Source organism: Streptomyces sp. NPDC048560 (genome assembly GCF_040650955.1).
Classification (GTDB): Bacteria; Actinomycetota; Actinomycetes; order Streptomycetales; family Streptomycetaceae; genus Streptomyces.
On record NZ_JBEZIJ010000010.1, the window covers coordinates 329,689 to 354,338 of the forward strand.

Genomic DNA, 24,650 nt, shown 5'->3' on the forward strand with positions numbered 1-24,650 from the left:
CGGGCGATCCCACCGCTCAACCGGGAGAATGGGAGCCATGCCGGAAACCTTCACCACACGCGTCCTGAACATCGCCACCGGAGCGACCGAGACCGTCACGGACCTGACGGCTCGGTGCGAACACTTCCTCAGCGCCGCAGCCCAGGGCCGGGACGGCCTGCTCAACATCTTCGTGCCGCACGCGACGGCCGGGATCGCCGTCCTGGAAACGGGGGCGGGCAGCGACGCCGACCTGCTGGCCACGCTCCACACACTGCTCCCCGCCGACGACCGCTGGCAGCACCGCCACGGCAGCCCGGGCCACGGCCGCGACCACGTACTCCCGGCCCTGGTACCCCCGCACGCCACGCTGCCGGTGATCGGCGGACGCCTGGAACTGGGTACCTGGCAGTCGGTGTGTCTGGTGGACACGAACGTCGACAATGTGGACCGGCGGGTGCGGTTGAGCTTCCTGGGCTGACCAAGATCGCTTCCAAGGCGTGCAAACTGGACGACCCGGCCGACGAGAATCGGTTCACCATGGAAGCCTGGGGCGCGCAGATGGAACTCCGCGCGATCCAGCGCCGGAACCGCGACGCCACGATCAGGATCAGGGCGGCCGGCCGGCCGACGGGCAAGCCGTCGTATGGCTTCCAGTACGTGCGAAACGTCATGGGGGCGCAAGGTCGACCATGTGGAACTGCATCCGTATGCCTCCGAGGTGCTACGAGATGTCGCCCGTCGCTTCCTGGCCGATCCCGAGAACGTCACCACCAGCAGTGAGGCGGCCCGCCTCAACCGCGCAGGCGAGGCGTCGCCTGCGGACCACTGGGCCGCGATGTACGGAAAGCCGCCCGGAGGTCGGCCGTTGGCCCCGCAGAGTCTGAGGAGCATCCTCATATCCGAAGCGACGCTCGGCTACCTGATGCACCAGCACAAGCCGGTTCTCGGCAAGGACGGGAATCCCGTAAGGCTCTGTGAGGGGCTATGGGACCGGGCGACCCTTCAGCAGCCGGCGGAGCCGGATCTCGGGTGTCACGTGATTGTTCCGCTCGCCAGCGGCTACCGGTTGGCGCTCTGGGCCTGGCGATTCCATCCCACCCTGTACCCCGACGTGCCCGACGAGGTCTTGGACCAAGCCGGCGCGCGGTTCCTCTCCGGCCGCGAGGGCTACGCCCACCTCCGTGTGCCGGTCGGTGGCGCATCCGCCCCGCAGGCCGGCCGCGCGCCGGGGCAGGCAGGTCACTTGTCGAACGCCTCGTTATGCAGAATCGATTCATCGCGTCAGGATTTGCCACCCGCTCAACCAGTGACATCCGGGGCGGTCGGGGGTTACGGTGCCAACGAACAGAGTGACAACGTTGTCAGTCGTGTCAGGACTCGAAGGGAAATACCCCATGCGGTTTGCTTTCAGACCGTTCCGTCCCCGTGCTTCCGGTATAACAGCCGGTCTGATGGCCGCCGTACTCGTGAGTGGTGGCGTGGTCGGCATCGCCCAGCCCGCCGCCGCCTCCGACGCGGAACCGATCGATCTGGTCAATCCGTTCGTCGGAACCCAGAACTTCGGCAACACCTTCCCCGGGGCGAGCGCGCCGTTCGGCATGGTCCAGGTCAGTCCGGACACCGGCGGCCAGGGCGGCTACGACTACAAGCAGGACTCGATCTACGGATTCAGCCAGACGCACCTGTCCGGTGTCGGCTGCGGCGTCATGGGCGAGCTGCCCATCATGCCGACCACGGGCGCGGTCGACTCCGTGGACCCGAACGCCTACCGCTCCCCGTACAGCCACGACGACGAGCAGGCCAGTCCCGGTTATTACCGGGTGGGGCTGAAGAAGTACGACGTCGACGCGGAACTCACCGCCACCGAGCGCACCGGGTGGCAGCGCTACACCTTCCCCTCCACCGGTTCGGCCAACGTCCTGTTCAACACGGGCAAGGCCAACCAGTCCGTGCTGGACTCCGAGGTGCACGTCGTCGGTGACCGCACCATCGAGGGCCGGGTGCACGCCGGGGGCTTCTGCGCCGGCCACGACGAGCACACGGTGTATTTCAGCGCCACCTTCGACCGGCCCTTCAAGGCCTACGGCACGTGGGACGGCGCAGACCCCGAGCCCGGCACCCGCGACGCGGAGGGAAGCGGCCAGAACGGCGCATGGGTGACCTTCGACGCGACCACCGACCGGGACGCCGTCCTCAAGGTGGGGCTGTCCTACACCGGTGTGGAGGGCGCCCGTAAGAACCTGGCCGCGGAGACCAAGGAGTCCTTCGACTTCGACGGCACGCGCAAGGCGTTGCAGGACACATGGAAGAAGCAACTGGATTCCATCCGGGTCGGCGGAGGCGCGGCGGACCGGCAGAAGGCCTTCTACACCGCGCTCTACCACAGCCAGTTGCACCCGAACCTCGCCGGTGACGTCGACGGCATGTACCAGGGGTTCGACAACAAGACGCACACGGCAAAGGACTACACGCCGTACCAGAACTTCTCGCTCTGGGATACCTACCGGCCGCAGAACCAGCTTCTGCAGATGCTGGAGCCGAAGGTCGCCCGGGACGTCGCGCTGTCGGTCGTCGCGGCCGGCCGGGACGGCGGCTGGCTGCCCCGCTGGGCGCTCGCCAACAGCGAGACCAACATCATGACCGGTGACCCGGTCACGCCCTTCCTCGTAGAGGCCTGGTCGAAGGGTCTGCTCGCCGGACACGAGGCAGAGACCTACGCGTTGCTGAAGAAGAACGCGACCAGCACCCCGCCCGCCGACTCTCCGTACAACGGACGCTCGGGATCGGACCACTACACCGAGCGCGGCTACATCCCGTCAGGACTCGAGCTCGGCAAGGACTGCGCGGACAAGGGCGGCGACAACGACTGCAAGCACCCGGCGTCGGCGACGATGGAGTACTCCGCCGCCGATGCGTCGCTCGCGCTGATGGCCGACCGGCTCGGACACAAGTCGGACGCCCAGATGTTCGCCGCGCGCGGGCAGTGGTACCGGAACCTGTGGGACTCCTCGATCCAGCAGTTCCGGCCGCGGACGGCCGACGGCACCTGGCTCACGCCGTACGACCCGGTCGAGGCGGCGCACCAGTTCCACGAGGGCGGCGCGTACCAGTACCAGTGGCTGGTACCGCAGGACCCGGCTGGTCTCGTCAGCCTGATGGGCGGCCGGAGCGCCACCGAGAAGCGGCTCGACTCCTTCTTCGTCCACGACAAGCTGCTCACCGACCCGGCGGGCACCGCTCGGAACGACTGGATCTCGCAGCCGTACGACTACTACGGCAAGCCGACGTACAACCCGAACAACGAGCCGGACCTGCACGCCCCGTACATGTACAACTGGGTCGGCGCCCCGGCGAAGACCGCGACCGTGGTGCGTGCGGCGATGACGCTGTTCACCAACGGGCCGGACGGGATGACGGGCAACGACGACCTGGGCACCATGTCTGCCTGGTACGTCTTCTCCTCGCTCGGCATCTACCCGACGATGAGCGGCGGCGACTTCCTGGCCGTGTCCAGCCCGCAGTTCGAGTCGGCGACCGTCCGGATCGGCAGCTACCCCAAGGCGTCCGGCACCAAGGGGCAGGGCGGCACGCTGACGATCGAGGCACCCGGAGCGAGCGACACGAAGCGGTACGTGCAGAGCGTGGCCCTGAACGGCCGGGACGTACCCCAGACCTGGCTGAGCTGGAACAAGCTCGCGCACGGCGGAACCCTTGCCCACCGGCTCGGGACCTCCCCCTCCTCATGGGGTACGGGCAAGGGCGCCCAGCCGCCCTCCGTCAACCAGGCATCCCCCGACAGCCGCAAGCACGTCGACGCGTCGCTGCGTCCCGCCTCGGCGGTCGTCCCCACGGGTGACGCCGCACAGATCGCGAAGTTCACGCTGGACGTCCTCGGGCAGGCACCCGGCAAGCTGAACGTGTCGGTCACGGCGAAGGTGCCCAGCGGCTGGAAGGCCACGACGGCACAGCGTTCACCGTTGGTGATCGATTCCGGTCATCTCCCGGTGCAGAAGAAGGTGTCGCTCGACATCACCGTGCCGCCGGGCGTCGCGGCCGGGTCCTACCCGGTGGAGGTGAAGGTCGCGGGCCGGGGGACGAACTCGGTCACCCGCAAGGCCACCGTCGCGGTGGGAGCCGCCACGACCTGCGCGAGTGAGGCGAACGGGCAGTGTGCGGTGGACCTCCGCGCGGACCTCGGCCACGACGGCACGGCCACGGTGGCGAACCCCGACGAGGGCGACTTCGACGGGCACGGCTGGAGCTATGACGGCGACCTGCTGCCCAAGGCGGGGCCGGTCACGTGGGACGGGGTGACGTACCACGCGCCGGACCCCACCGGCACGGCGAACAACTTCCTCGAAGCAAGCGGGCAGGCCCTCCTGCTGCCCGCCGGACAGCACAGTGCGCTGCGGCTGGTCGGCTCGGCGCACAACGGTCCTGTGACCACCACACTGACCGTGCACTACACGGACGGCAGCAGCACGGAGGCACCGGTGACGTTCGGCGACTGGGCGGGCTCCGCGCCGGACGGCGGCACGGTCGTCCTCGACATGCCGCACCGCATCAAGCGGGGCAGCGGTGTCGACGGGCCGTCCATTCGGCTCTTCGGTACGGCCGCCGAGCTCGACGGGGGCAAGACGGTCCGTTCGGTCTCGCTGCCGGACGACTCCCGCGTCGAGATCTACGCGATGACGCTCGTTTAGAGAGGGGCGGCGGACCGCCGAAACCCAGCCTGGGTGCGCCGTTCCGGATCGGCGCACCCATCTCATCAGGGCCTCGGCGCGAAAGCGCCGGGGCCCTTCGCGTGCTCGCCCACCCCGACATCCGGCCCACCGTCCAACTGGCGCCGACGCCTGCCCGAACGGGACGGCCACGGCTGCCGTGCCGTCGGCACCTCCGGGTACGACGCCGGCCACGGACACCGTGACGACCTTCCGGTCCTCCTCCCCGTGACAGGAGCCGCCCGCGGGATGACAGGAACCGCCCGGGTGTACGCGGTGAGCGGCCCACGGCAGTACGGGCACGGCCGGTCGAGCGAGGTGGGCTGCCCGTCACGGCCGAGGGCCCGCTCGACGCGGCCGCGGCGGCGGGTGATCGCGGCGATCTTGTCGGCGAGCAGTGGCCGGACCGCGGTGAACAGGTCGCCGTCGGCCTCCTCGCCAAGAGCGCGCCCCTCCAGCCATACGGCGGCCCGTTCAGCCCGTACGCACGGCTGCCCGGGTCGGCGGGGGACGCGTAGCTCCAGAGCGCGGGGTCGGCAAGGTCGGCCGCAGCAAAAGAGACGCCGTACGGATCGGTGATTGCCTCGGGGGAGGTTCGCGCGTTCACGGACGGCGTTCCTGGAGGGCGCGGTCAACTCTGCTTAGCGGCGGGCGTCGATGCTCGCGATGAGCCGGCCCAGCGGGTGCTCGAGTCAATCCCGTTCGGCCGGGCTCGGGTCCTTGACGGTGGCCTCTTCCTGGGGCGTCCGGATCCGGTTCACGCAGGGCGCGTCCTTCGTCGGTGAGGCCACAAGCAGGAACCGGCAGTCCTGGGGGCGTTTCCGTTCGACTGGCCCGGCGGCCACGGTGGGCGCTTCAAACCACGGTGCCTCCGTCAGTTCTTGAACGAACCGTCAGGGTCGCGCAATGGCAGCAGTCGCCCAGGTCAGTTGGACACCAAGGCTTGCCGGTAGCGTGAGAAGGCCATCTGACGACTCCGGAGACGAACGCACGCTGCTCGGCGCCATGTCCTATGGATGATCTTAAGGAGACATGGTGTAGCGGTCCCGAACGCCAGGACGAATGACTACGCTGCAGGTCGGGGCCGTTCCGCGGCCTGCCGGCGACGGCCGTCGGGGGTAAAGGAGCAGGTCAGTGGCGTGGGACGAGTGGGACCAAATGAAGACTGAAGCATTGGAGAGCCAGCAGGCGGGCTCGACGCACATGCAGCTCAACCAGTACCCCGGTGACTCCGGCCCGGGCCCGGTCCCGACGACGCCCGGCAGCACGGGTGACCTCAACGTCAACCAGCAGGAACTCTCCAAGATCGGCAACCACGCGCATACGCTCTACGACCAGCTCTGGGACCAGGCCCGTCTGGACAGGACGAGCGTCGACAAGGCGGCGAGTGACCTGGCCTCCCAGGGATTCGCGCTCGGCTCCGGGCTCCAGCATGTATCGAACCGCTGGTCCGCGCAGCTGAACACCGTCCTCGACGCCTGCGCGCACATCTCCAACCACATGCAGGTCACCAAGAAGATCCATAACGGTGACGAGGCCTACATCCAGCGGCAGATGAGCAGCATCGCCACTCTCGACGCCGGTTTCGACGAGCGGGTCGGAACGGCCGGGGACAAGAACCCGATCTACGGCGAGAAAAAGTAACCGCACAACGGGGGCCACTCATGGATTTCGACACTCTGCGCCACGCCAACCTCAAACTGCTCGACGACGCAGTCGAGGACTGGTCGGTCATCGTCCGCAGCCTCCAAACCCTCGCAAGGGACGCCGAAAATGGCCTGCACCAGGCGGCCAACAAGGCGAACTGGGCCGGTGAGAACTCACAGGTCACCAAGGAGTTCATCGGCAAGACGGCCGGCGAGATCAAGGACGCCCACACCCAGGGCAAGTCCATCCATGGCATCCTCAAGGACACCGCCGGGGAGCTGAGGGGCTACCACACTCAGCTGAAGGAAGCCATCGACCGTGGCCTGAAGAAGAACCTCACCGTGATGAACACCGGTGACGGCGGTTTCACCGTTACCGTGAACGTCCACCCGGACCGCGCGGCGGAGGGCCATACCCCGCCCTCACATACCCAGAGCGACGTCAACGCCCTGCGCGACGAGATCCAAGGCATTCTCGGCAGGGCCACCGAGAGCGACAACTCCGCCAGCAAGGTCCTCAAGGCGCTTGCAGACCAGGCCAACTACGGTTTTGGTGAAGCCAGTTACAAGGACCGGGACGCAGCCGCTGAAGCACTCAAGACAGCCGACGACCTGGCGGCACTCGCCAAGAGGGATCCGGAGAAGCTCTCCACCGCCGAATTCGACCGGCTCAACGCGGGGCTGAAGCAGTATTCAGCCGACCCGCTGTTCGCCGAACGCTTCGCCACCACGCTCGGACCGCAGAAGACACTGGACTTCTGGGCCGGCGTCACCGACCCGCATGCGGGGTGGGACCTGCGCCGTGACCGCAGGGAGCAGTTCGGCGACCTCCAGAAGAACCTGAGTCTCGCACTCGCCAACGCCACCCAGAGCGACAGCGCCGCAATGACCTCCTGGAAGGGCAACATGGTGGCCCTGGTCGACCAGCCCGTGGGCCGCGGCGGAGGCTTCCCTCTGGGGGGACAGGTGATGAGCAACCTGATGCGCTGGGGCGACTACGACGACCAGTTCTTGAACAGCTATGGCGACAAACTCATGGCCACGGAGAAGAAGTTCACGGGCAACGGGCAGCACGGAGCCTGGCAGCGTCTGGGACCCGACGCGACGGTCAACCACACGGGCACGGATACCGGCTGGGACCCGATGACGGGTTACCTCAAGGCCCTCGCCAACAGCCCGGACGCCGCGACATCCTTCTTCAACGACACCTTCCTCACCAAAGATGAGGACCATGACTTCACCGAGAAGAAGGACGACAAGGAGGTCAAGAAGTCACTGACCAACTTCGACTACCTCTTCGAGGAGCGCGACTGGCCCACCGACTTCGACTTCGAACACGAGGAAAGCATCGCGGGACGGAACAACCTGGCGATGGCCCTTGAGGCCGCCACCACAGGTCACCCGGCAGGTGAGCGGCCGACGCTGGACACGCTGCACCACAATGCTGAGCAGACCAAGCTCATGGAACGACTCGTGTCGTCCATCGGTGAGGACCCGGACAAGCGTCTGCTGGAGCACGGACACATGCTCGACAGCGTGGGGCAGATCACCTCCGAGTACCTGCCGGACATCAATCGGTCCATCAGCGGCGCTGATCGGACCGACCCCGACTCGACGTCGTGGGAACAGACGCAGAAGATGTACCCGATGTATGGGGAAGAAGCCGTGCTCGAGCCGCGAGACGTAACCAAGCTCCTCTTCGCCGTGGGACAGAGCCCGGACGGCTTCGCGGCGGTAGAGGTGGGCCAGAAAGCCTATATGAGCCAGTTGATGGAGCACCACCTCAACCCCGATCTGCCTGCCGGACAGGTCGTGGACGACGACACGGAAGGCGTTGTGCGGCGAATCGCAGAGAAGTCGGGGGAGATCTCCGGAACTCTCGCCCTGGGACGCCAGGAGGAATTGGCGGCTGCAGGGAAGGAGGGGGATGAGGCGTACAAGGACTCGATGGATCTGGTCAAGAGCGGCATCTCGGGTGGTCTCGGTACAGCGGTCGGCGTAGGAACCTCTTTCGTCGCCACCCCCTGGATCGGAGCCGTCGCGGGTGGAGCCACCACTACCATCACCGGCACCGTCCTCGAATCCATGTTCCAGGACTTCAAGAGGACAGAACTTGAGGATTCCGAGGACGCGAGGGGCGAGCTCTGGCAAGAGGGCCTGAAGAGCGACGGCAACCGCTCGGGCCAGGCGGCCCGGCTGGCCGCGGAAGAGCATGGCATGGTCGACCCCGCCGACGCCGAGACCTGGGCCCGGGAAAGCGGCGCACAGGGCTTCTACAACGCCCAGGCGATCGTCGACGGCCGTACCCCGGGCAGCCGGACAACGTCCTGACAAAGTCGCCAAGCTCCACCCAGATACCAAGCAGCCCTCGAGAGGTACCACCATGACCCGCCGTCGACCGCTCCCCGGAACACACTCCGGTCCTGCCTTCGCCGCCATCGTTCTCGCCGTCCTGGCCACGACGGTCACAGGATGTGGCGCCGACAAGGAGACCAGGGACTATTCCGTGCCCGGCACCCTCTGCGGCATACGGTTCGACACCAAAGAGCTCACTCCGTTCCTCCCGCCGGGAAAGAAGCTTTCCGTCAAGCCCGACGTCAGCCCTTCGGCGACATGGTGCGATGTGTCCGTGGACGGAAAGCTCATCGTCAGAACGGTCCAGACTTGGTGGCAGGGTGGCCGTGACACGGCGTACTTCCTCCGTAGCCAGACCCTCGAGCGGGTGGAGGAGACGGCGGACGCGGGGCGGTATGTGTATTCCGACACCCAGGCCTTCGGTAAGACAGAGGACTGCGTTGACGAGAAATACAAGCAAGAGCTCTACACCGGAGTTCAGGCCTACGGTTCTGATCACGAGGACGCCGACGCGATGAAGCGTCTGATCGTCTCCTTCACCAAGACGGTCGAGAAGTCGGATGCGTGTGACAGGCAGGTGTCATGAGGGAGACGTTGCCTGACGTTGGTGACACTTCCTGTGCCGTCGGCCCATCTCCGAGGCGCACGGGCAGGAGCGCTGCCCGGCAGGAGGCCTAACGGATCAGCTCGCGGGCGCATCTCCTTGTGAAGATGTGTATTCGCCGTCGTGCGGTCGGCGTCCTAGCGGGCGAAAGTCCGTCTGGAGTAACTGCGTTGGCCTGGTCGAGACAGCTCGGGCATACGCTTGGCCTGGGTGGAGGATCCCGAGACAATGCTGCCAGCAGATGTGTCCGCTGCCGGCGATCAGCAGGCCGACATAAGGTCGCCAGGCCGGCTCAGGGGCAGTGGCCCGGCAGGCGTAGCCGGCGGCGGCACCCGGCGTCTTACGAGTGGGGCGGCGCTGGTGAACAGGCGGAGCACGATCCGTTTGGGCACCCACCGGCGGGAAGCACGGTGAGGGCGAGCATCGGCGGACTACTTGGAGTCGCGCTGCCGGCGCGCGCGCTCGAAGTCAGGGGCATCCGATATCCAAGGGCCGTGCTGTTCGAGTGCGGCGCAGCCGCCGCGGACGAAGGCGCTGACCAGGGTCCGGTACCCGCTGAATCCGTCGACCAGGCCGTACTCGACCTGGTACTCCGGATCCGACTGGCCTTCACCCTCGCGCACCGTCGTGATCCGGGCGATGGAGTCCGCGTAGAAGTGGAGCTGGATCCCCTCGCCCATCTCCTCGTCCTCGATGGTGAACACTTCGTTGTCCGCGGCCGAGCGATCGCCGACGAACTCCCAGAACTCCGCGGTGGCAGTGCGGGGATTGTCCTGGATCCACTTCTTCTCGACGCCCTTGTCGTCGGTGAACGACAGGATCGTCTTCCTCGCACTCTCGCCGAAGTCGGCGCGGTCGCCGGCAGCATCCTCGTCCTCCTCCATGGGCATGCTCCTGGAGCGGTCCGTGGCCTCCGAGCACATCAGGAAACTCACGGTACGCACCGCGTCATCGACGAGTTCAGGGTGTGCGCGGCGCACGGCCGCGTCGACTGCCGTCGCCATCCGGTCCCATTCGCGCTTGTCCGTGGCGCGCTTTCCCCTGCGCGGATCGCGGCCGATCCGCATCCCGGCACATGCCTGCTCCGCGGTGGCGATCACACGCATGACCTCCGGCAGCAGCGCGGGGTCGACGGCATCGGGCGTCCGCTTCGGAACCGTAGCGCCGTGCAGGTACTGGCCCGTGTACCTCAATATCGCGGCGTCGAGTGGACCGAGCGTTGCTCCGCGCTCGGCGCGACGGCGGTTCGCGTGGTACTCCTGAGCTCGTTTCACGTTGGACGTTTCTGTCGCCGCGCCCATCGCCGCGCAGACCTGACCGCGCTCGAGCAGATCGATGTCAGCTCCGTGGGCGATGAGTCGACCTCTGTCCCACCGGATGCGCTGGAAGAGAGCGTCGACGTCCGCGGGCGAGGAGAGGAGGATCGGGTCCAGGAGCGCGACGGCAGCGTTCTCGTCGAGCCTGTCCCGGGTTCCGGCGGCGTCGCACAGCGGAAGGACCGCACTCCACAGCAGTAGGTGTCTGGCCAGATCCTGCCGGATCACCGCGAGATGGGCTTCCCCGATCGAGAACGTGAACGTGCGAGGCTCATGGTTGGCGTCGGCCCCGGCACCGAGCATCAGCTTCAGCTCACCGGCCTCGCGGATCACGTTCGGGATCCAGCCGCTCCTGCGCGTGAAGACTATGTCTTTCATGGAGTCAGTCTTCCTCATCAGAAGAGACCAGAGACTCCTGCCTGCACCGATCTGACCGGCCGCTTTCGTGTACACCCTCGCAGCCCGGAGCGAGCGGGCCCGTCGGCCTTGGGCCCACGGAGAGCATCACGTCGATGTTGCAGCCCCATCCTGAACCAACTGTTCATGACCACCGTTCAAATTCGACGTCGAGGCGCGTGTCGGTGCGCACCCAGACTTCGCCATCGGCGGCCTCGGCCGGGGCGTTGACCCGTTCGATACCGAGGAATTCGATCAACTTGAGAAGTTCGGCTCGTTCAGCTCGGTCATCGCTGACACCGTGCGAGTCGAAGAAGACGTAGTGCTGGTCGCTCGGGTCCACGGTGCCCGAATCTGCCCAGATCCGAGCGATTTCTTCAATTGCCGCGGATTCTGTCGTGATGGTGGCGGCGCGAGTAGCGCCGCGAGTCTCCGGTGACGCGTCGAGGTCCGCGAGGTCCGAGAACCACTGGCCGAAGTAGTCGAGGCCGGAATATCCGTTCTCGAAAAACAGCATCGCGCTCGGCAGGTAGCGATTGGCCCCATCTACCTGGAGGTATTCCGACCGAGGCCGATCCGCCACCTCGATCCGGGCGATCACACCTTGACCTGGCATGAGCACCAAGCTTTGGCTCGCCGGTTCATCTTCGATGGTGTAGGTATCAGAATCTCGATTCCGGAAGAACGCGGAGAATTCTACGTACGCTTCCTGAGGATCGCCTACCGAGACCTGCTGGTCGTTGCCGTCACCGACAGCGAAGACGAACTGTTTCGGTCCGGGCTTGTAAGGGCGAGCCATAGGTGTCCTTCTTTCAAGTGTGATACCTCCATCAGCGTAGTCGCATCAGGACAGACGGGCCTGCCGTCCATCCCTGACGAAATAATCAGAGAGCTGGCGTCCACCGGAGCTACAGCCCCGTGCGCCGGTAGCCTGTTCGGCACGCTCACGCCCGACTCCGACCAGGTCCCGGGCACGGCGAAGCCGCCGACATTCCCCCTCCTCCCGTAACACCCGAGCACTACCGGCGGCCGGCCGACACACGGCGGGCGTCGTTCGCCGCCGGGGGCGGAGCCTCCGTGCAGGTCCCCGAGCCCGAGTTGCTGGCCGTGCAACCGGGAAACCCGCGATCGGTTACCTTGCGGGTTGCCTTGACCGAGGTTGGTGGACGCGAACGTCGACAACACGGACCGTCGGGTGCGGTTGAGCTTCCTGGGCTGACCAAGATCGCTCCCAGGGGTTGTGCCGCCGATTCTCCGTACCATGCGGGCGTGAACGGGGAATCTCGCACCGCCCCAGATTCGACACGCGCACGCCGCGCGGATCGTGCGGATCCGGCACCGGAGTCAGCCACTCCAGCAGGCCGGGCACCTCCCGGGCCCGACGTCGGACTGCCGTCGGAGCCCGTCAAGGGCAGTCGTCCCCCGGCTCACAGCAGCGCCGAAGCCTCGCCTGCCACCCAGGTCTGCCAGACACGACGGGTGTTCGGCAGGTCAGGGCGGTCAAGGAGCCAGAGCACGTAACCGGCATGACGCCGGGCCCACGGACTGTCCGAATCGGCTGCCTGGTCGAGCCTGCCCCGTAGAGCAGCGCTGTCGACAGCCCGGGCAACCCGCACGTATTCGCGATCCTTGCAGCGATACGCCCGGTGGACAACGATCTCGACCAGGTCGGTCAGTTTCGTCCCGAGCGCCTCTTCCTGATCGGCACGGGCCACGGCCCGGATCAGGCTCTGCTTCGTACCCCACTCCTTCGCATGGTGCGTCCACTCCAGCGGGTACCTCGCCTCCCACTCCAGGAAGAGCAACAAATAGGGCAGCCCTGGCCACGCCGCCAGATCCCCGTCCTCAGGACCACCCCACACCCCGTCAGGCAGCGAGCACTTCTGAGCTTGCCGATGCCTCTGGCGCGCCTGCAGAAAGGCTCGCTCCCGGTATTGCTCGTCCGCTCCCAGAGGCCGCGTCAGCTGCCACATCTCGTTGGAATATGCGAGTGCGTCCGCGACCTTCCTCCGGGCCTCCGCCAGATGGGCGAGCGCTGCACCTCTCGCGGCCGGATCCTCCGCTATCAGTCCGAACGTCCAGCCCAGTCGCTCAGCCCATGCGCAAGCGCCGTCCGCACCTGTACCTGCCTCTTCAGCCACGGACGGGATCATCTCCTGGGCAGTCGGCTCGCCAACCCGGCGGGGTGGGAATACGCAAGGGCTCCGTGGCGCACCAGACGTGAGCAGCCGCCCGACCGCTCTTCAGCTCAAGGGATCACGAAACGGACGCCCGCCGACTACGCCGAAGCCCTGAACCGATGCCGGACACCGGCTCCTGCCCCGCCCTTCCTGGGCCGCCGCGAGCTTCGTGACGACGTCCCTCGACCACCGCCCGCCACGGGCGAGCCAACTCCTCAGCCATGAAGGCGAGATGCCCGAGAGGCACTCGTGAACACCTGAATGCACGAGAACTGTCCCACTGACCATGATCGCCACATCGGGATCATGCCACCCACCAGCAAGAACACCTCACCGGCAATCACGGCCCAGCTCGTTGGCCGAGACCATGGATTTCACGGTTCTCTCACATAATCGCTTGGGCTGGTGCGAGAATCGCCCGGGGTACCACGGTGGTCTGATGGCACTTCTCTTGTTGTCGTGCAGAACATGCGAGATTCAATCTGTCGGGGGGCAGGATGAGCGACCGGCTGAAGAACAGCCCGGATGCCGAGAACGAAGTCCATGGTTTGAACTCATTCGAGGACGACGGCCAGTGTGTTATCACTCCTGTGGTCAGTCTTGATGAGGAGACGGCGCAAGGAGTGGTCGAGGCCCTGTCGAAAATCGTTCAGGACGGGCACGAAGCGGCATCCAACAGTGCTCCGGATGCGGACGGAATAGTTCGAGCTCAGCAATTTGAGGAGGGTGACGTTCTCATGCTGACTCCGCCAAATGACAATTTTGCAGCCGACCGGTATTTGATGGATTTCTACGACGTCAGAACGAAGGATCTCTGCTCAAGAATGCATATGCACACCGGAATGCGCTACGTAAGGATCATGACCGGGAAGTGTACGCGTGTCCGAATATCCACACTGGCCGAACCGAAGATACTGACGAAGGTCGTCGGGGAGAAGGTCGTGATCGCCACATTTGTTGATGAGATTGCGGATGAGAACGGAAGGAAGAGAGCGAGGTTCAACGCGGTGGTGCCGCCTTGTGCTTGGGTCGACATGCAAATCCCGCGAGGGACGTCGCATCAATTCAATGCAATCGGCAAGAATGCGGTCATAGATACCGTTCACCCGGAGGAGTCGATCGAGATATTTCGGGAGAAGGTAAAAAGGATCAATATGATGGCGCAGACCATATTCCTTGAAGCTGAGCAGGAGCCCGGAGATGCCTGTGATTTTCCATCGGGTGAACCTCCGGCCTCCGAGCGGCTCAGTTGTCAATGAAGGTGGTGAAGTTTTCATCTCCCTGACCGCGGGCCAATGCTGACTGCAGATCCTCATGCAAGAGCTCCAGGTAAGAGATCTCTGCGCCGTCAAATGATTTCAAGATATTGAAGGCATATTCGATGTCCTTTGCGGCGAGTTCAAGGCGAAAATGTGCCGTATGGTCGCGCGAGGCGATTTCGGTGCCAAAGCGATCCAACATCGCGGAAGCCGCACTCGCGTGGCGCAGGCTCTCGATTATGCGGTCACGCGGAAGGTCGAGGGCCTGAGCCAGCTTGAGACCCTCTCCTATGGCTGCGACATTCAGGACGTGAATTATCTGATTCACTAATTTGGCGGAGAAGCCGGCTCCGACCCGACCCATCCAGAACTGCTTACAGGAAAGGGAGTCAATTATCTGCTTGCACGGCTCGCTGGCCGATGACCTTTCACCGCCGATCCACATCGTGAGACTTCCGTTCCTGCCGTGATCGGTCGAACCGGAAACAGGGCAGTCGATGTAGCCGGCGCCACGCGCCTGTGCAGCGGACAGAAGGCGCGATGCCTGTTGGGGATCGCCCGTAGAAAAATCCAGCACCTCGACCCCAGCTCTTGGTGGGAAATCTTCCATCGTTTGAGCAACGTCCGTGGACCGAGGCAAGCAAAAACCATAGACATCAACGTCGCCGCCGCTCCACCAATGCGCCCCGGATTCTACGAGCGCGGCTGCGCTGTCCGTGCTGTGTCCGGACCGTGGAAGATGAACGGCGAATCCCTTCTCCAGCAACCTGGACACCATCGGCGAGCCAAACCTGCCGGCCCCGAACCACAGAATGCTATACATGCTGATTTCCTTGGTCTGTCGAATCGGCAACTGGGGTCATATCGTATCGCCGGCACGAAGCTACCGGCGCGAGAAGGGAAGAATATGAACGATTCAAGCCCTACCAGGTCCCATGTCGGGCAGGAGGCCCTGCCCACGCACTTGATGGGGCGGGTCGTCGCGGTTCGCCGAATGAAGCGGAGCACGTTCTTCGACGTGCGCGACGCGCTGCAGGACCATCAATGTCTCGCAGACACTGCGGAATATGACCGACTTGGCATAGGCGTTGGAGACGTCGTCGAAATGGAAGGAATGCTTGGCAGGTCCAGGACCGGTGACGCAATCATTGAGGTTGACACGTTGGTGTGTGTCGCCCAGCCTCACGAGCAAGGGTCACTGACCGAGGACTTCCGCGCAGGGACACTGCGCAGGACTGGACGCTCCGTAAGGCGGGACCGTGCCAGGGAGTTACTCGTCGATTCACAGTTGCGCGCGCGTCTGAAAGTGCGGATCCGGGTCATGAGATCCATCCGCGAGTCGCTGCTGGAGTTCGGGTTCGATGAGGTCGATGTCCCGGCGATCGTTTCTTCACCGTTCGCCGGCACCGCCAACCTCTTCAGGTTGGATTCTGCTGACCTCGGTTCAGTTGATCTCTACCTGCGTGGTTCGCTCGAGAGTCACCTGAAACAGCTCATGGTGGCAGGGCTTGAAAGTGCATACTGCATGGGGCCGTCGTTCCGTAACGAGTCGGCAGAGCTTCACGAATTCCTGATGGTGGAGGGAATTACGTCCAGATTCTCTCAGCGTGAGCTGATAGGCATCGTGGAAAAGATTGTGCAGGATGCGGCACTGAGTGTTCGGGGCTTTCCGGCGGCACCGGAGGGTAATGTCGAGGCTCTGGCCATGCCATGGCGCCGTGAGACATTCTCTTCTGCCACGGGCGTGTCCGCGCGTGAGGAAGCCGCAGTCAAGGGCGCCTATGGCGAGCTGCGCGGTCCTATCTCCGACAGGTTTAGATCGCCGGTCTTTGTCGACAAATTTCCTGAAATTCTGTCTCCGTTGGCAAAGCGGGATGAATCGATGCCGGGCGATGCCATGCGGGGATTCATGTTCTTCTCCGGGTTCAGGATCTGCGAGGTTGTTCAAGAGCAGGTGGATGCGGAGGAGCAGCGCGCCGTATTCGAATCCCAGAGGATCGCGATGGGAGAGCACCACGATCGGCAGGGTGACTCATGGGGCTACGACAGCGCGTTGCTCGAAGCGCTGAAGCTCGGCTGCCCGCCGCTGTCGGGATTCGGCCTGCACGTCAACCGCCTGGTGGCCGCGATCACTGGCGCAAGGCGCGTGAGCGACGTGGTTCCGTTCCCCCTGGCCTCAGGTCCCATAGCCCGCTAACGGCTGTCCCGTAACCCCTGGCGGGCGTACGACGACAGCTACGCACCTCGCGTCGTGGACGCCGACGATGCGCAAACCCGGAAAGCTCGATGCCGACAAGGGCTACGATTACGCCCACCTGCGGCGATGGTCGCGTCGGCGTGGCATCACCCACCGCATCGCCCGCAGGGGCACCGAGAGCGTGCGGCGACTTGGCCGCCATCGCCGGACCGTCGAACGCACCGAGCCTGGCTCGCGGCTGCCGACGCCTCCACCGACGCTACGAACGCAGAGCCGAACACTTCCTCGCCTTCACCGGCATCGCCTGCTCCCTCATCTGCTACCGCAGACTCGCGTCCTGACCCGTTGGCGTGGCACAGGACAGGTTGATTCCCGTCACGAGCCCTCGACAGGCAGCCCCGACACAAATGTTGAGAGATCGGATGCTTCAGGGGGCGCCTGTCGACGGAGAAATCGCCGGTAGTGGTCGGCGACCAGACGACGCAAGTCCGCCTCAGCCGACTCATCACCCTTGAGTTCGAGAGTGACCTGGTGTGGCTCACCCGTCATGCGCAATGGCCTGGCCAAGGCATCGAACCCGCAGGCGTACTCGTCGGGCATCTCCCACCACGCCTCCGCGGAGGCCCGGTTCTGGAGGACATACATGTGGTAATCGTCATCGAAGAGGATCACGGGGCCGACCGGCATAGTCACTCGTGGAGTATCGCGCACACGCCGGCTCCCCACCGGCCGCCGACGGCGCGCGTGTGCTCCCCGGAGTCCCGCCGTGTGCCCGCAGGCCAGGCGGGACTTCGCGGGAACGGCCGGGGAGCGCCAGGCGGTGCTTCAGCGGCGCTTGACCAGGGCGCGGGCGGCCTCGGCGATGTGGGAGCGGGAGATGCCGGCCGCGTCGAGGAGTTCTCCGGTGGTGCCCGATCCCGGCAGGCTCGTGACGGCGAGGTGGGCGAATCCGGGGTGACTACCGGACGCCGCGAGGGCCGAGAGGACCGCTTCGCCGATGCCTCCTTCGGGATGGTGGTCCTCCACGACGACCAGAGCGCCCGTGTGCGAGGCGGCGCGGACGAGGGCGTCGGTGTCGATGGGCTTGACCGAGTACAGGTCGATGACGCGGGCAGGGATGCCGTCGGCGGCGAGTTCCTCGGCGGCGGCCAGGCACTCGTGCAGGGTGACACCGGCGCCGATCAGGGTCACCTGGTCGTCGTCTCCGCCCCCGCGCAGGGTCTTCGACCCTCCCGGCGCGAAGGTTTCGTCCCCGGCGTACAGCACCGGGTATGCGCCTCGCGTGGTGCGCAGGTACGAGATGCCTTCGATGTCGGCCATGGCGGCGGTCAGGGCGGCGGCCGAGGTCGCGTCGGACGGATACAGGACGGTGGACCCGAGGACCGCGCGCATCATCGCGAGGTCCTCGACGCCCATCTGGGAGGGGCCGTCGGCGCCGATCTCCACGCCGCTGTGGGTACCGCACAGGGCCATGGTGATCCCGGAGACGGCGGCCATCCGGATGAAGTCGTGCGCCCGGGTGAGGAAGGCGGCGAAGGTGGTGGCGTAGGGGCGGTAGCCGCGGACGGCCATACCGACGGCGGTGGCGATCATCTGCTGTTCGGCGATGTACGTCTGGAAGTACCGCTCCGGATGGGCCTTCCTGAAGTCCTCGGCGTGCGTCGAGTTGCCGACCTCGGCGTCCAGGGCGACCACGTCCGGACGGGCGCCGAGGGCTGCAAGTGCCTTGCCGAACGCGACCCTGGTGGCGACTTCGTCCCCGACGTCGTAGCGAGGCAGCTCCACCGGGCCCGCCGCCGGGGCCGTCACAGGGGCGGCCTCGGGTGGGCGGGGGCCGCGCACCCGCAGGTCGCGGACGCCGCCCAGTTCTGCCACGGCGCGCTCGGCCATATCCTCGGGAAGCGGTTTTCCGTGCCAGTTCTCCTGGTCGGCGACCTCGCTGACGCCCCGGCCCTTGACGGTCCTGGCCACGATGACGGTGGGTGCCTGACCGTCGGCGGCGGTGGTCAGGGCCCGGTCGACCTCTGCGAGGTCATGGCCGTCGACCACGAGGGCCCGGCAGCCGAATGCCTCGGCACGCCGCGCGTAGGCAGCAGTGTCCCACTGGAGCTCGGTGGGTCCGCTCTGGCCGAGCCTGTTGACGTCGACGATCGCGGTGAAGTTGGCCAGCCGGTGCCGACCCGCCTTGTCGAGTGCCTCCCAGACGGAGCCTTCGGTCATCTCGCTGTCCCCGCAGAGCACCCATACCCGGTAGGGCTGCTTCTCCAGGTCGCGGCCCGCCAGCGCGATGCCGACGCCGTAGGCGATGCCCTGGCCCAGCGAGCCGGTGGCCAGGTCCACCCAGGGCAGAACAGGGGTGGGGTGGCCCTGGAGGCGGTGGCCGAACCGGCGGTAGGTGGTCATCAGCTCCTCGTCACCGATGACTCCGGCCGCCTTGAACATGGCGTAGAGGAGGGGTGACGCGTGTCCCTTGGAGAAGATCAGGTGATCGCCGGCGGGATTGTCCGGGGTCGACCAGTCGTAGTGGAGATGCCGGGCGAGCAGTACGGCCATCAGGTCCGCGGCCGAGAGGCTGGAGGTGGGGTGACCGGATCCCGCGGACGTGCTGGAGCGCACCGAGTCCACGCGGAGCTGCTGGGCCAGCTCGAAGATCTGGGACAGGTCGGTGCTGGAATCGAGCGTGGTCGGTCGGGTGGACATGGCCAGGCCTTTCGTAAGGGACGGCGATGCGACGGCAGAAGGGTTCCCCGGATTCGGGCGGTCCATCACGCCCCGGCGCCTCTTGACCTCATTCGGCCGTGGCCGAGGCGAGGCCGCCATGGCGACGATCACACGGCGCAGGTCCGGCCCCGACCGGCGTGACGCTCACCGGGCCCGGCCTCCGGCAGCTCGCGCTGAGGGACGGGGTGCTCCATCGGGCGCGGGCCTCCCGGGCCTGTACCGATACCGGCCGACTCCTCGGTCCGGACCGGTAGCGAGACCAGGACCTCCACGGCCGGTCCGGGCCGGCTGCCGGGCGACCCGCGGGCCACGGCATCCGGCGGTCGGAAACGCCCGCACCGTCCGTTCCTCCGCCCGAATCCGCCTGGTCCTTCGTGCGTTTCTCAACTCACCTGTCTCGTAAGGGTTTTCGGGGGCACCCGGAGTACAGGAAAGGAGGACCACTGGATGACGACTCCCGTTAGGCACCTGCCCGGACGCATGCCCGCCTGGGCGAAGGTGGTGACCGCCTTCGTGCTGGTGCTCGCGGTGCTGTTCGCCGGAATCAGGCTGGCCGTGCTGCCGGGCATCAAGGATCTGTTCGGAACCGAGACCACCGACCGTTCGGGCCCCGCTCTCCTCAAGTCCATCAAGGACATGAGCCGCTTCGAAGCCGCCTCCGGAAACTTCCAGGTGGTCGTCGACCTCGAGAAGGACGCGAAGTACCTGCCGGACGCTGTCAGGGGCTCCCGCACGCTGTACGTGGGTGCGGGCACAGTGGACGCGTACGTCGACCTCGGCAAGGTCGCCAGGGACGACGTGACGGTGAACGAAGACCGCACATCGGCCACACTGCGGCTCCCGCACGCCCAGCTCGGCAAACCCGCCCTGGATGCGGACCACTCCTACGCCGTCTCCAAACAACGCGGCCTGTTCGACCGCCTCGGAGACCTGTTCTCGGACAACCCCAACAGCGAACAGGCCGTGCAGAAGCTCGCCGTCTCGCACATCGGCGATGCCGCCAAGGGCAGTGGACTGACCAAGAGGGCCGAGACCAACACCACCAGCATGCTGGAGGGCCTCCTGCGTTCCCTCGGCTTCAAGGACGTGCGCGTCTTCTACGGGACCTGACGGAAGGCACACCCCGGTACGCCGCACGTCGATCCCACGCTCCGTCCTCTCAGCTCCCTGGGTTACGGCGCGGCAGCGGGCAGCACGCCAGCCTCCGGCGCGTCCGCGATCACCACCTCGGCCGATGGCGCGGACGCGTTCGAGGTGCGCCACGGGCTCGTAGTCAACAGAGTGGAACGCGGAGAACGCATTCCATTCCTGTGACAGTGAGCGACGAAGATCAGGGGGAGATGTCTCATGGCCAAGGACAAGAAGCTTGACAAGGGTGACGAGGTCTCTTGGCGGAGCCACGGACAGAGCGTGCCGGGCAAGGTCAGGAAGAAGATCACGAAGCGTACGGAAGCGGCCGGACGGACCGTGGACGCCTCGCGGGATGAACCGCAGTACGAGGTGGAGAGCGATAAGTCCGGGCGCACAGCGGTGCACAAACCGGAAGCCCTGCGTGAGAAGGGCAAGGATTCGTGACCGGGGATCGGAATGCGGACCGCGAGAAGACCGTCGGCGCATTCGGTGAAGCGGTCGACATGACGGCCGGCGAACTCGAGGAATGGCTCAGGACGGACGCGTCCAAGAGTGTGGGCCAGTCGGACGGCGGAGCCGAAAGCGTCGGCCATGCCTCGGGGCGTCGGATCGTGGGGCTGCTGCGGACCAAGGAAGCTGATCTCACCGACGACGACGTCGCGCACATGCGGAAGGTCGTCGGTTACGTACATCGGCACATCGAGCAGCGGCCCGATGGCGACCCGACGGACACCAGGTGGCGGTACTCGCTGATGGACTGGGGCCACGACCCCAACCGGTGAGGAGCGCCACCGGCTGCCGTGCTGAGCCGTCCTGCGCCGAGCCGGTATGCCCGCGAAGCCCGAGTGAAGACCCTGGACCGTATGTGGGAGCGCGATGACGGACAAGGACCAGCCGGACGAGTGGCATGTGCGGCCGGACGGGGTCAGTGACGCGACGGTCGAGGCCCTGGGCACCCTGTCGGAAGCGCTGGAGGCGGTGGAGCGGGCCCGCGGACATCTGTACGCCTTCCATCAGCTCACCGGCGGTGCCGACCTGAAACTGGGCAGGGCGGTGGAGGAGTTGCGGGCGGCCGGCCACGCGAAGCAGGCGGATCTGGTGGACCGCGAAATCGTCGGGCGCAACGTCATTCCCGGCTGCTGGACCTTCCAGATCGTCGAGGCGTACAACGCCACCTACTACCGGCCGTTCACCGGCGTCGAGGCGCAGGTGCGGCAGGAGCTCGCCGGGGGCCGTGAGCATCTCTACGAGGCGGAGATGAAGGAGAGGCGCCGTACTCGCGGTCACCCTGACCACACGGCCCAGCCCTGAGAGCTGCGGTGTGCGTCGCTCCTTCGGCCCGGGTCGGCGGCGCCTGCGACGGAGGCTCGCCCACTTGCGCTGAGCACAATCCGCCACGGCGAGCCCGCCCGCGAATTATTTTGTCAATATTCTCCGCCGGATGTTCATCCGAACGGGGTGCGTCGCGCGAAGACATTGATGTGACGGGCAGCAGGACATGCCGCCATTCCTCCCACCAGTAAAAGGGTGAAGGTCATGATCATCAACCACTTCAGGGGTGTTGCTCTCACCGGAGCCGGTGCGCTTCTCGCCCCCCTCGCCCTCTTCGCCGTGGCCCCCGCAGCGAACGCGGGCCCCGCGGCGGAGCCGTTCGGGCCGGCGTGTGCGTCCCTGCCGGCCAGTGGCGAAGGCAGCGCCGCCGGTATGGCCGACGACCCGGTCGCCACCGCTGCGTCGAACAACCCCGAACTGTCCACCCTTGTCACCGCCGTCAAGAAGGCGGGCCTGGTGGACACGCTGAACAACGCCGAGAACATCACCGTGTTCGCGCCCACGAACGCTGCCTTCGAGAAGATCCCGAAGGCAGACCTCGACAAGATCCTCAACGACAAGGAGCAGCTGACCGACCTCCTCACTTACCACGTTGTCGATGAGAAGGTGACCGTCGACGAGCTGCCCGACGGGTCGTTCAAGACCCTCCAGGGCGGCATGCTGACGACGTCCGGGTCCGGGGAATCGTTCGAGGTGAACGACTCGGCGAAGATCGTCTGCGGTGACGTCGCCACGGAGAACGCAACGGTTCAGCTCATCGACACCGTGCTGATGCCCAAGTCCTGACAGGACTCCGGCGTGCTGAGTACAGGGCTCCGGGCATTCCGTCGCGGTGAGTGGTGTCAGAACGCGTAGCGGATCGGCAGCCAAGGAGCGTGGGTGTGCACCAGGCGGCGTACGGTCTCCACCGCGGCCGCCTTGGTGGTGTTGCGGTACCGCACGTTCCAGCTGCCGTTCTCCGAGCGCTTGGGCTGCTGCAGGTCGGGGCGCCAGATGGCGTCCTCGGCGCGCGGATGCCAGGCCATGTTGACGTCGTGCAGGTCCCGGTTGTGGGTCAGCATGATCACTTCGGCCGCCGCATGGTCCTTGACCGTGCGGGGCAGGACATCGTCCATGTGCTGGAGCAACTGTGCCCAGGCCTGTTCCCAGCCGGGTCTGATGACGACGGGGGAGAGGTTGAAGTGGACCTCGTAGCCTGCCTCGACGAAGTCCGCCGCCGCCGCGATGCGGTGCTCCACGGGGCTCGTGCGGATGTCCAGCAGTCGTGAGTCGTCCGGCGGCATCAGGGAGAACCGGACGCGGGTCCGTGCGCGGGGTTCGAGCAGCAGGAGGTCGGGGTTGACGAACTTCGTCGCGAACGACGCCTTGGCCGTGGGCCACCGGGCGAAGGCGTGCACCAGGTCGGCGGTGTTCTCGCTGATCAGGGCATCGACCGAGCAGTCGTTGTTCTCCCCGATGTCGTAGACCCACGCGCTCGGGTCGCACTGGTTCGCAACGTTCTTGGGTCCTTGGCCGGCGACATGGCGTCTCAGGCGGGCGATGATGCGGTCGGTGTTGGTGAAGACGGTGACCGGATTGGCGTAGCCCTTGCGTCGCGGGACGTAGCAGTAGGCGCACGCCATGGCGCATCCGTTGGCGGCGCCCGGGGCGATCCAGTCGGCCGACCGGCCGTTGGGCCGCACGGTCAGTGTCTTCTTCTCGCCGAGAACCAGCACCGTGCTCTTGATCCGCACCCAGCGTTCGGCGCTTCCCCTGTTCCCGTGCAGTTCCGGGATGCGCCAGTGCGAGCTGACGGGCAGGACCTCGGCGTCCGGGAAGCGCGCGAGGATCTGCTCGCCCCGCGGGGAGGCCGCCGCGCCGGGCTCGGCATGGATCTCCCGTACCGACAGGATGCGGCGCGCCTGCTCCGAATCGCGGAAGAGCGGGCCCGGAGGCGTCGGCACCTGCGGGCCTGTGCGCAGCTCCTCAAGGCCGAACAGGGCGTCGGGGTCCTGGTCCGGGCTGCCGGACGGCTGGGAGGCGGGCTTGGAGGGGGTGGGCATGGCTGCTCCGAAATGTGTCGCGTCACGACCAACCGTACGAGAACGCCAGGTTCGGTGGAATTGGATGACGAGTCCTTCCTGACACGACCGAACCGCCCATCGTGGTGGAAACCGGATGTCATTGCATCTGTCAGAGGCGCATGAGGGGAATCCAGATCATGAAGCTGCGAGACGAACTGCCGGTGGATCACCACCTGGCCCGCGTGTACCGCTACGGCGCCGCCTTCTGCGGCGTCATCCTGATCGTCTTCGGGTGTCTGGGCTTCGCCGACTCCCTGAGCCCGTTCGACACCGCGGGTGACACGATCGCCGGCATGACGACCAACGGCGCACTCAGCGTCATCTCGACCGTCGTCGGGCTTCTGCTGATCGCCGGGGCGCTCGTGGGCGGCAACTTCGCGTCGACGCTCAACATGGCCGTCGGCGCACTGTTCCTGATGAGCGGTTTCGCTCACATCTTCGTGCTCGACAAGCCCGCGAACATCCTCGACTTCGGCATGACGAACGTGATGTTCAGCTTCGTCATGGGTCTGGTCATCCTCACGTTCGGCATGTACGGCCGGGTCACCAGCAAGCTCTCGCACGACAATCCCTACTGGCGGCGCCGCCACCCGGAGCAGGCCGCCCGCGAGTCCCAGGCCCGCCGACGAGCGGCCAAGGCGCTGACCGCCGCCGACGAGCAGTCCACGGAACGCACGTCCCCGTACCCGCCTCCGCTGAGTTCCGAACAGCCCTGAGGCCGGTGCCGCCCTTCGGCCCCGACCGGCC

20 protein-coding genes and 2 pseudogenes are annotated in these 24,650 nt (G+C 66.1%); 14 read left to right on the forward strand and 8 right to left on the reverse strand.

Annotation, left to right across the window (positions count from 1 at the left end):
• Window positions 1-37 precede the first annotated feature (37 nt).
• The 5 genes from AB0C82_RS26780 to AB0C82_RS26800 all read left to right on the forward strand — a co-directional run bounded on the left by AB0C82_RS26780 (window position 38) and on the right by AB0C82_RS26800 (window position 9,290).
• Window positions 38-460: a YjbQ family protein gene (locus AB0C82_RS26780; RefSeq protein ID WP_362846530.1), complete on the forward strand. Its 423-nt coding sequence runs from the start codon at window positions 38-40 to the stop codon at window positions 458-460.
• A 973-nt stretch (window positions 461-1,433) separates the two neighbouring features.
• Window positions 1,434-4,685: a GH92 family glycosyl hydrolase gene (locus AB0C82_RS26785; RefSeq protein ID WP_362846531.1), complete on the forward strand. Its 3,252-nt coding sequence runs from the start codon at window positions 1,434-1,436 to the stop codon at window positions 4,683-4,685.
• Between the two features lie 1,152 nt (window positions 4,686-5,837).
• A complete protein-coding gene (locus AB0C82_RS26790) occupies window positions 5,838-6,347 on the forward strand; it encodes a hypothetical protein (protein WP_362846533.1) in 510 nt (169 codons plus the stop codon).
• Between the two features lie 20 nt (window positions 6,348-6,367).
• The gene (locus AB0C82_RS26795) at window positions 6,368-8,680 is read left to right on the forward strand and encodes a DUF6571 family protein (RefSeq protein WP_362846535.1); all 2,313 of its coding nucleotides are present in this window, start codon (window positions 6,368-6,370) and stop codon (window positions 8,678-8,680) included.
• A gap of 52 nt (window positions 8,681-8,732) precedes the next feature.
• The gene (locus AB0C82_RS26800) at window positions 8,733-9,290 is read left to right on the forward strand and encodes a hypothetical protein (RefSeq protein ID WP_362846537.1); all 558 of its coding nucleotides are present in this window, start codon (window positions 8,733-8,735) and stop codon (window positions 9,288-9,290) included.
• 449 nt (window positions 9,291-9,739) lie between these two features.
• Here AB0C82_RS26800 and AB0C82_RS26805 read toward each other — a convergent pair whose 3' ends face one another.
• The 4 genes and pseudogenes from AB0C82_RS26805 to AB0C82_RS26820 form a co-directional block, all read right to left on the reverse strand.
• Window positions 9,740-11,002 carry a DUF6357 family protein gene (locus AB0C82_RS26805; protein WP_362846539.1) on the reverse strand — a complete coding sequence of 421 codons (1,263 nt, stop codon included), beginning with the start codon at window positions 11,000-11,002 and terminating at the stop codon, window positions 9,740-9,742.
• A 163-nt stretch (window positions 11,003-11,165) separates the two neighbouring features.
• Window positions 11,166-11,819: a DUF6357 family protein gene (locus tag AB0C82_RS26810; RefSeq protein WP_362846541.1), complete on the reverse strand. Its 654-nt coding sequence runs from the start codon at window positions 11,817-11,819 to the stop codon at window positions 11,166-11,168.
• Window positions 11,820-12,447: 628 nt separating this feature from the next.
• Window positions 12,448-13,161, reverse strand: a complete 714-nt coding sequence (locus AB0C82_RS26815) for a hypothetical protein (protein WP_362846543.1) — start codon at window positions 13,159-13,161, stop codon at window positions 12,448-12,450.
• A gap of 155 nt (window positions 13,162-13,316) precedes the next feature.
• Window positions 13,317-13,488, reverse strand: a pseudogene (locus AB0C82_RS26820) (IS5/IS1182 family transposase); the annotation flags it as partial.
• A 209-nt stretch (window positions 13,489-13,697) separates the two neighbouring features.
• Between AB0C82_RS26820 and AB0C82_RS26825 the strand changes: the two are divergent.
• Complete coding sequence (locus AB0C82_RS26825; protein WP_362846545.1) at window positions 13,698-14,459, forward strand: hypothetical protein; 762 nt, start codon at window positions 13,698-13,700, stop codon at window positions 14,457-14,459.
• Here AB0C82_RS26825 and AB0C82_RS26830 read toward each other — a convergent pair.
• Entirely contained in the window at window positions 14,446-15,282 is an 837-nt protein-coding gene (locus AB0C82_RS26830) for an NAD(P)-dependent oxidoreductase (RefSeq protein ID WP_362846547.1), read from the reverse strand. The genes AB0C82_RS26825 and AB0C82_RS26830 overlap by 14 nt on opposite strands.
• A gap of 84 nt (window positions 15,283-15,366) precedes the next feature.
• Here AB0C82_RS26830 and AB0C82_RS26835 point away from each other — a divergent pair, with 84 nt between their 5' ends.
• Complete coding sequence (locus tag AB0C82_RS26835; RefSeq protein WP_362846549.1) at window positions 15,367-16,656, forward strand: amino acid--tRNA ligase-related protein; 1,290 nt, start codon at window positions 15,367-15,369, stop codon at window positions 16,654-16,656.
• A 41-nt stretch (window positions 16,657-16,697) separates the two neighbouring features.
• Window positions 16,698-16,997: pseudogene (locus tag AB0C82_RS26840) on the forward strand (IS5/IS1182 family transposase); the annotation flags it as partial.
• Between the two features lie 34 nt (window positions 16,998-17,031).
• Here the strand turns inward: AB0C82_RS26840 and AB0C82_RS26845 are convergent.
• Both AB0C82_RS26845 and AB0C82_RS26850 read right to left on the reverse strand, forming a co-directional pair.
• Window positions 17,032-17,343: a hypothetical protein gene (locus tag AB0C82_RS26845; protein ID WP_362846668.1), complete on the reverse strand. Its 312-nt coding sequence runs from the start codon at window positions 17,341-17,343 to the stop codon at window positions 17,032-17,034.
• Between the two features lie 138 nt (window positions 17,344-17,481).
• Window positions 17,482-19,356 carry a transketolase gene (locus AB0C82_RS26850; RefSeq protein ID WP_362846551.1) on the reverse strand — a complete coding sequence of 625 codons (1,875 nt, stop codon included), beginning with the start codon at window positions 19,354-19,356 and terminating at the stop codon, window positions 17,482-17,484.
• A gap of 468 nt (window positions 19,357-19,824) precedes the next feature.
• Between AB0C82_RS26850 and AB0C82_RS26855 the strand changes: the two genes are divergently transcribed.
• From AB0C82_RS26855 to AB0C82_RS26875, 5 genes are all read left to right on the forward strand, one after another.
• On the forward strand, window positions 19,825-20,487 hold the full coding sequence (locus AB0C82_RS26855) for a DUF4230 domain-containing protein (RefSeq protein ID WP_362846553.1): 663 nt from the start codon (window positions 19,825-19,827) through the stop codon (window positions 20,485-20,487).
• 237 nt (window positions 20,488-20,724) lie between these two features.
• Window positions 20,725-20,952 (forward strand): DUF2945 domain-containing protein, encoded by a 228-nt coding sequence (locus tag AB0C82_RS26860; protein ID WP_362846555.1) that lies wholly within the window; start codon window positions 20,725-20,727, stop codon window positions 20,950-20,952.
• Window positions 20,949-21,290, forward strand: coding sequence for a DUF3140 domain-containing protein (locus AB0C82_RS26865; RefSeq protein ID WP_362846557.1), 342 nt, complete (start codon window positions 20,949-20,951; stop codon window positions 21,288-21,290). Before AB0C82_RS26860 ends, AB0C82_RS26865 begins: the two co-directional genes overlap by 4 nt.
• Before the next feature lie 94 nt (window positions 21,291-21,384).
• Window positions 21,385-21,819: a hypothetical protein gene (locus AB0C82_RS26870; protein WP_362846559.1), complete on the forward strand. Its 435-nt coding sequence runs from the start codon at window positions 21,385-21,387 to the stop codon at window positions 21,817-21,819.
• Between the two features lie 225 nt (window positions 21,820-22,044).
• Complete coding sequence (locus AB0C82_RS26875) at window positions 22,045-22,626, forward strand: fasciclin domain-containing protein (protein WP_362846561.1); 582 nt, start codon at window positions 22,045-22,047, stop codon at window positions 22,624-22,626.
• A 56-nt stretch (window positions 22,627-22,682) separates the two neighbouring features.
• On the opposite strand, the gene AB0C82_RS26880 is transcribed toward AB0C82_RS26875, so the two are convergent.
• Window positions 22,683-23,882, reverse strand: a complete 1,200-nt coding sequence (locus tag AB0C82_RS26880) for a spore photoproduct lyase family protein (RefSeq protein ID WP_362846563.1) — start codon at window positions 23,880-23,882, stop codon at window positions 22,683-22,685.
• 158 nt (window positions 23,883-24,040) lie between these two features.
• Here AB0C82_RS26880 and AB0C82_RS26885 point away from each other — a divergent pair, with 158 nt between their 5' ends.
• Window positions 24,041-24,619 (forward strand): DUF4383 domain-containing protein, encoded by a 579-nt coding sequence (locus AB0C82_RS26885; RefSeq protein WP_362846565.1) that lies wholly within the window; start codon window positions 24,041-24,043, stop codon window positions 24,617-24,619.
• Window positions 24,620-24,650 lie beyond the last annotated feature (31 nt).

Excerpts from the sequence above, each read along its gene's own strand:
- AB0C82_RS26795 (WP_362846535.1), top strand. The coding sequence starts at position 6,368 with ATGGATTTCGACACTCTGCGCCACGCCAACCTCAAACTGCTCGACGAC.
- AB0C82_RS26880 (WP_362846563.1), bottom strand. The coding sequence starts at position 23,882 with ATGCCCACCCCCTCCAAGCCCGCCTCCCAGCCGTCCGGCAGCCCGGAC.
- AB0C82_RS26885 (WP_362846565.1), top strand. The coding sequence starts at position 24,041 with ATGAAGCTGCGAGACGAACTGCCGGTGGATCACCACCTGGCCCGCGTG.
- AB0C82_RS26855 (WP_362846553.1), top strand. The coding sequence starts at position 19,825 with ATGACGACTCCCGTTAGGCACCTGCCCGGACGCATGCCCGCCTGGGCG.
- AB0C82_RS26800 (WP_362846537.1), top strand. The coding sequence starts at position 8,733 with ATGACCCGCCGTCGACCGCTCCCCGGAACACACTCCGGTCCTGCCTTC.
- AB0C82_RS26830 (WP_362846547.1), bottom strand. The coding sequence starts at position 15,282 with ATGTATAGCATTCTGTGGTTCGGGGCCGGCAGGTTTGGCTCGCCGATG.
- AB0C82_RS26850 (WP_362846551.1), bottom strand. The coding sequence starts at position 19,356 with ATGTCCACCCGACCGACCACGCTCGATTCCAGCACCGACCTGTCCCAG.
- AB0C82_RS26860 (WP_362846555.1), top strand. The coding sequence starts at position 20,725 with ATGGCCAAGGACAAGAAGCTTGACAAGGGTGACGAGGTCTCTTGGCGG.
- AB0C82_RS26875 (WP_362846561.1), top strand. The coding sequence starts at position 22,045 with ATGATCATCAACCACTTCAGGGGTGTTGCTCTCACCGGAGCCGGTGCG.
- AB0C82_RS26835 (WP_362846549.1), top strand. The coding sequence starts at position 15,367 with ATGAACGATTCAAGCCCTACCAGGTCCCATGTCGGGCAGGAGGCCCTG.
- AB0C82_RS26780 (WP_362846530.1), top strand. The coding sequence starts at position 38 with ATGCCGGAAACCTTCACCACACGCGTCCTGAACATCGCCACCGGAGCG.
- AB0C82_RS26845 (WP_362846668.1), bottom strand. The coding sequence starts at position 17,343 with ATGCCGGTCGGCCCCGTGATCCTCTTCGATGACGATTACCACATGTAT.
- AB0C82_RS26810 (WP_362846541.1), bottom strand. The coding sequence starts at position 11,819 with ATGGCTCGCCCTTACAAGCCCGGACCGAAACAGTTCGTCTTCGCTGTC.
- AB0C82_RS26825 (WP_362846545.1), top strand. The coding sequence starts at position 13,698 with ATGAGCGACCGGCTGAAGAACAGCCCGGATGCCGAGAACGAAGTCCAT.
- AB0C82_RS26870 (WP_362846559.1), top strand. The coding sequence starts at position 21,385 with ATGACGGACAAGGACCAGCCGGACGAGTGGCATGTGCGGCCGGACGGG.
- AB0C82_RS26785 (WP_362846531.1), top strand. The coding sequence starts at position 1,434 with ATGGCCGCCGTACTCGTGAGTGGTGGCGTGGTCGGCATCGCCCAGCCC.
- AB0C82_RS26805 (WP_362846539.1), bottom strand. The coding sequence starts at position 11,002 with ATGAAAGACATAGTCTTCACGCGCAGGAGCGGCTGGATCCCGAACGTG.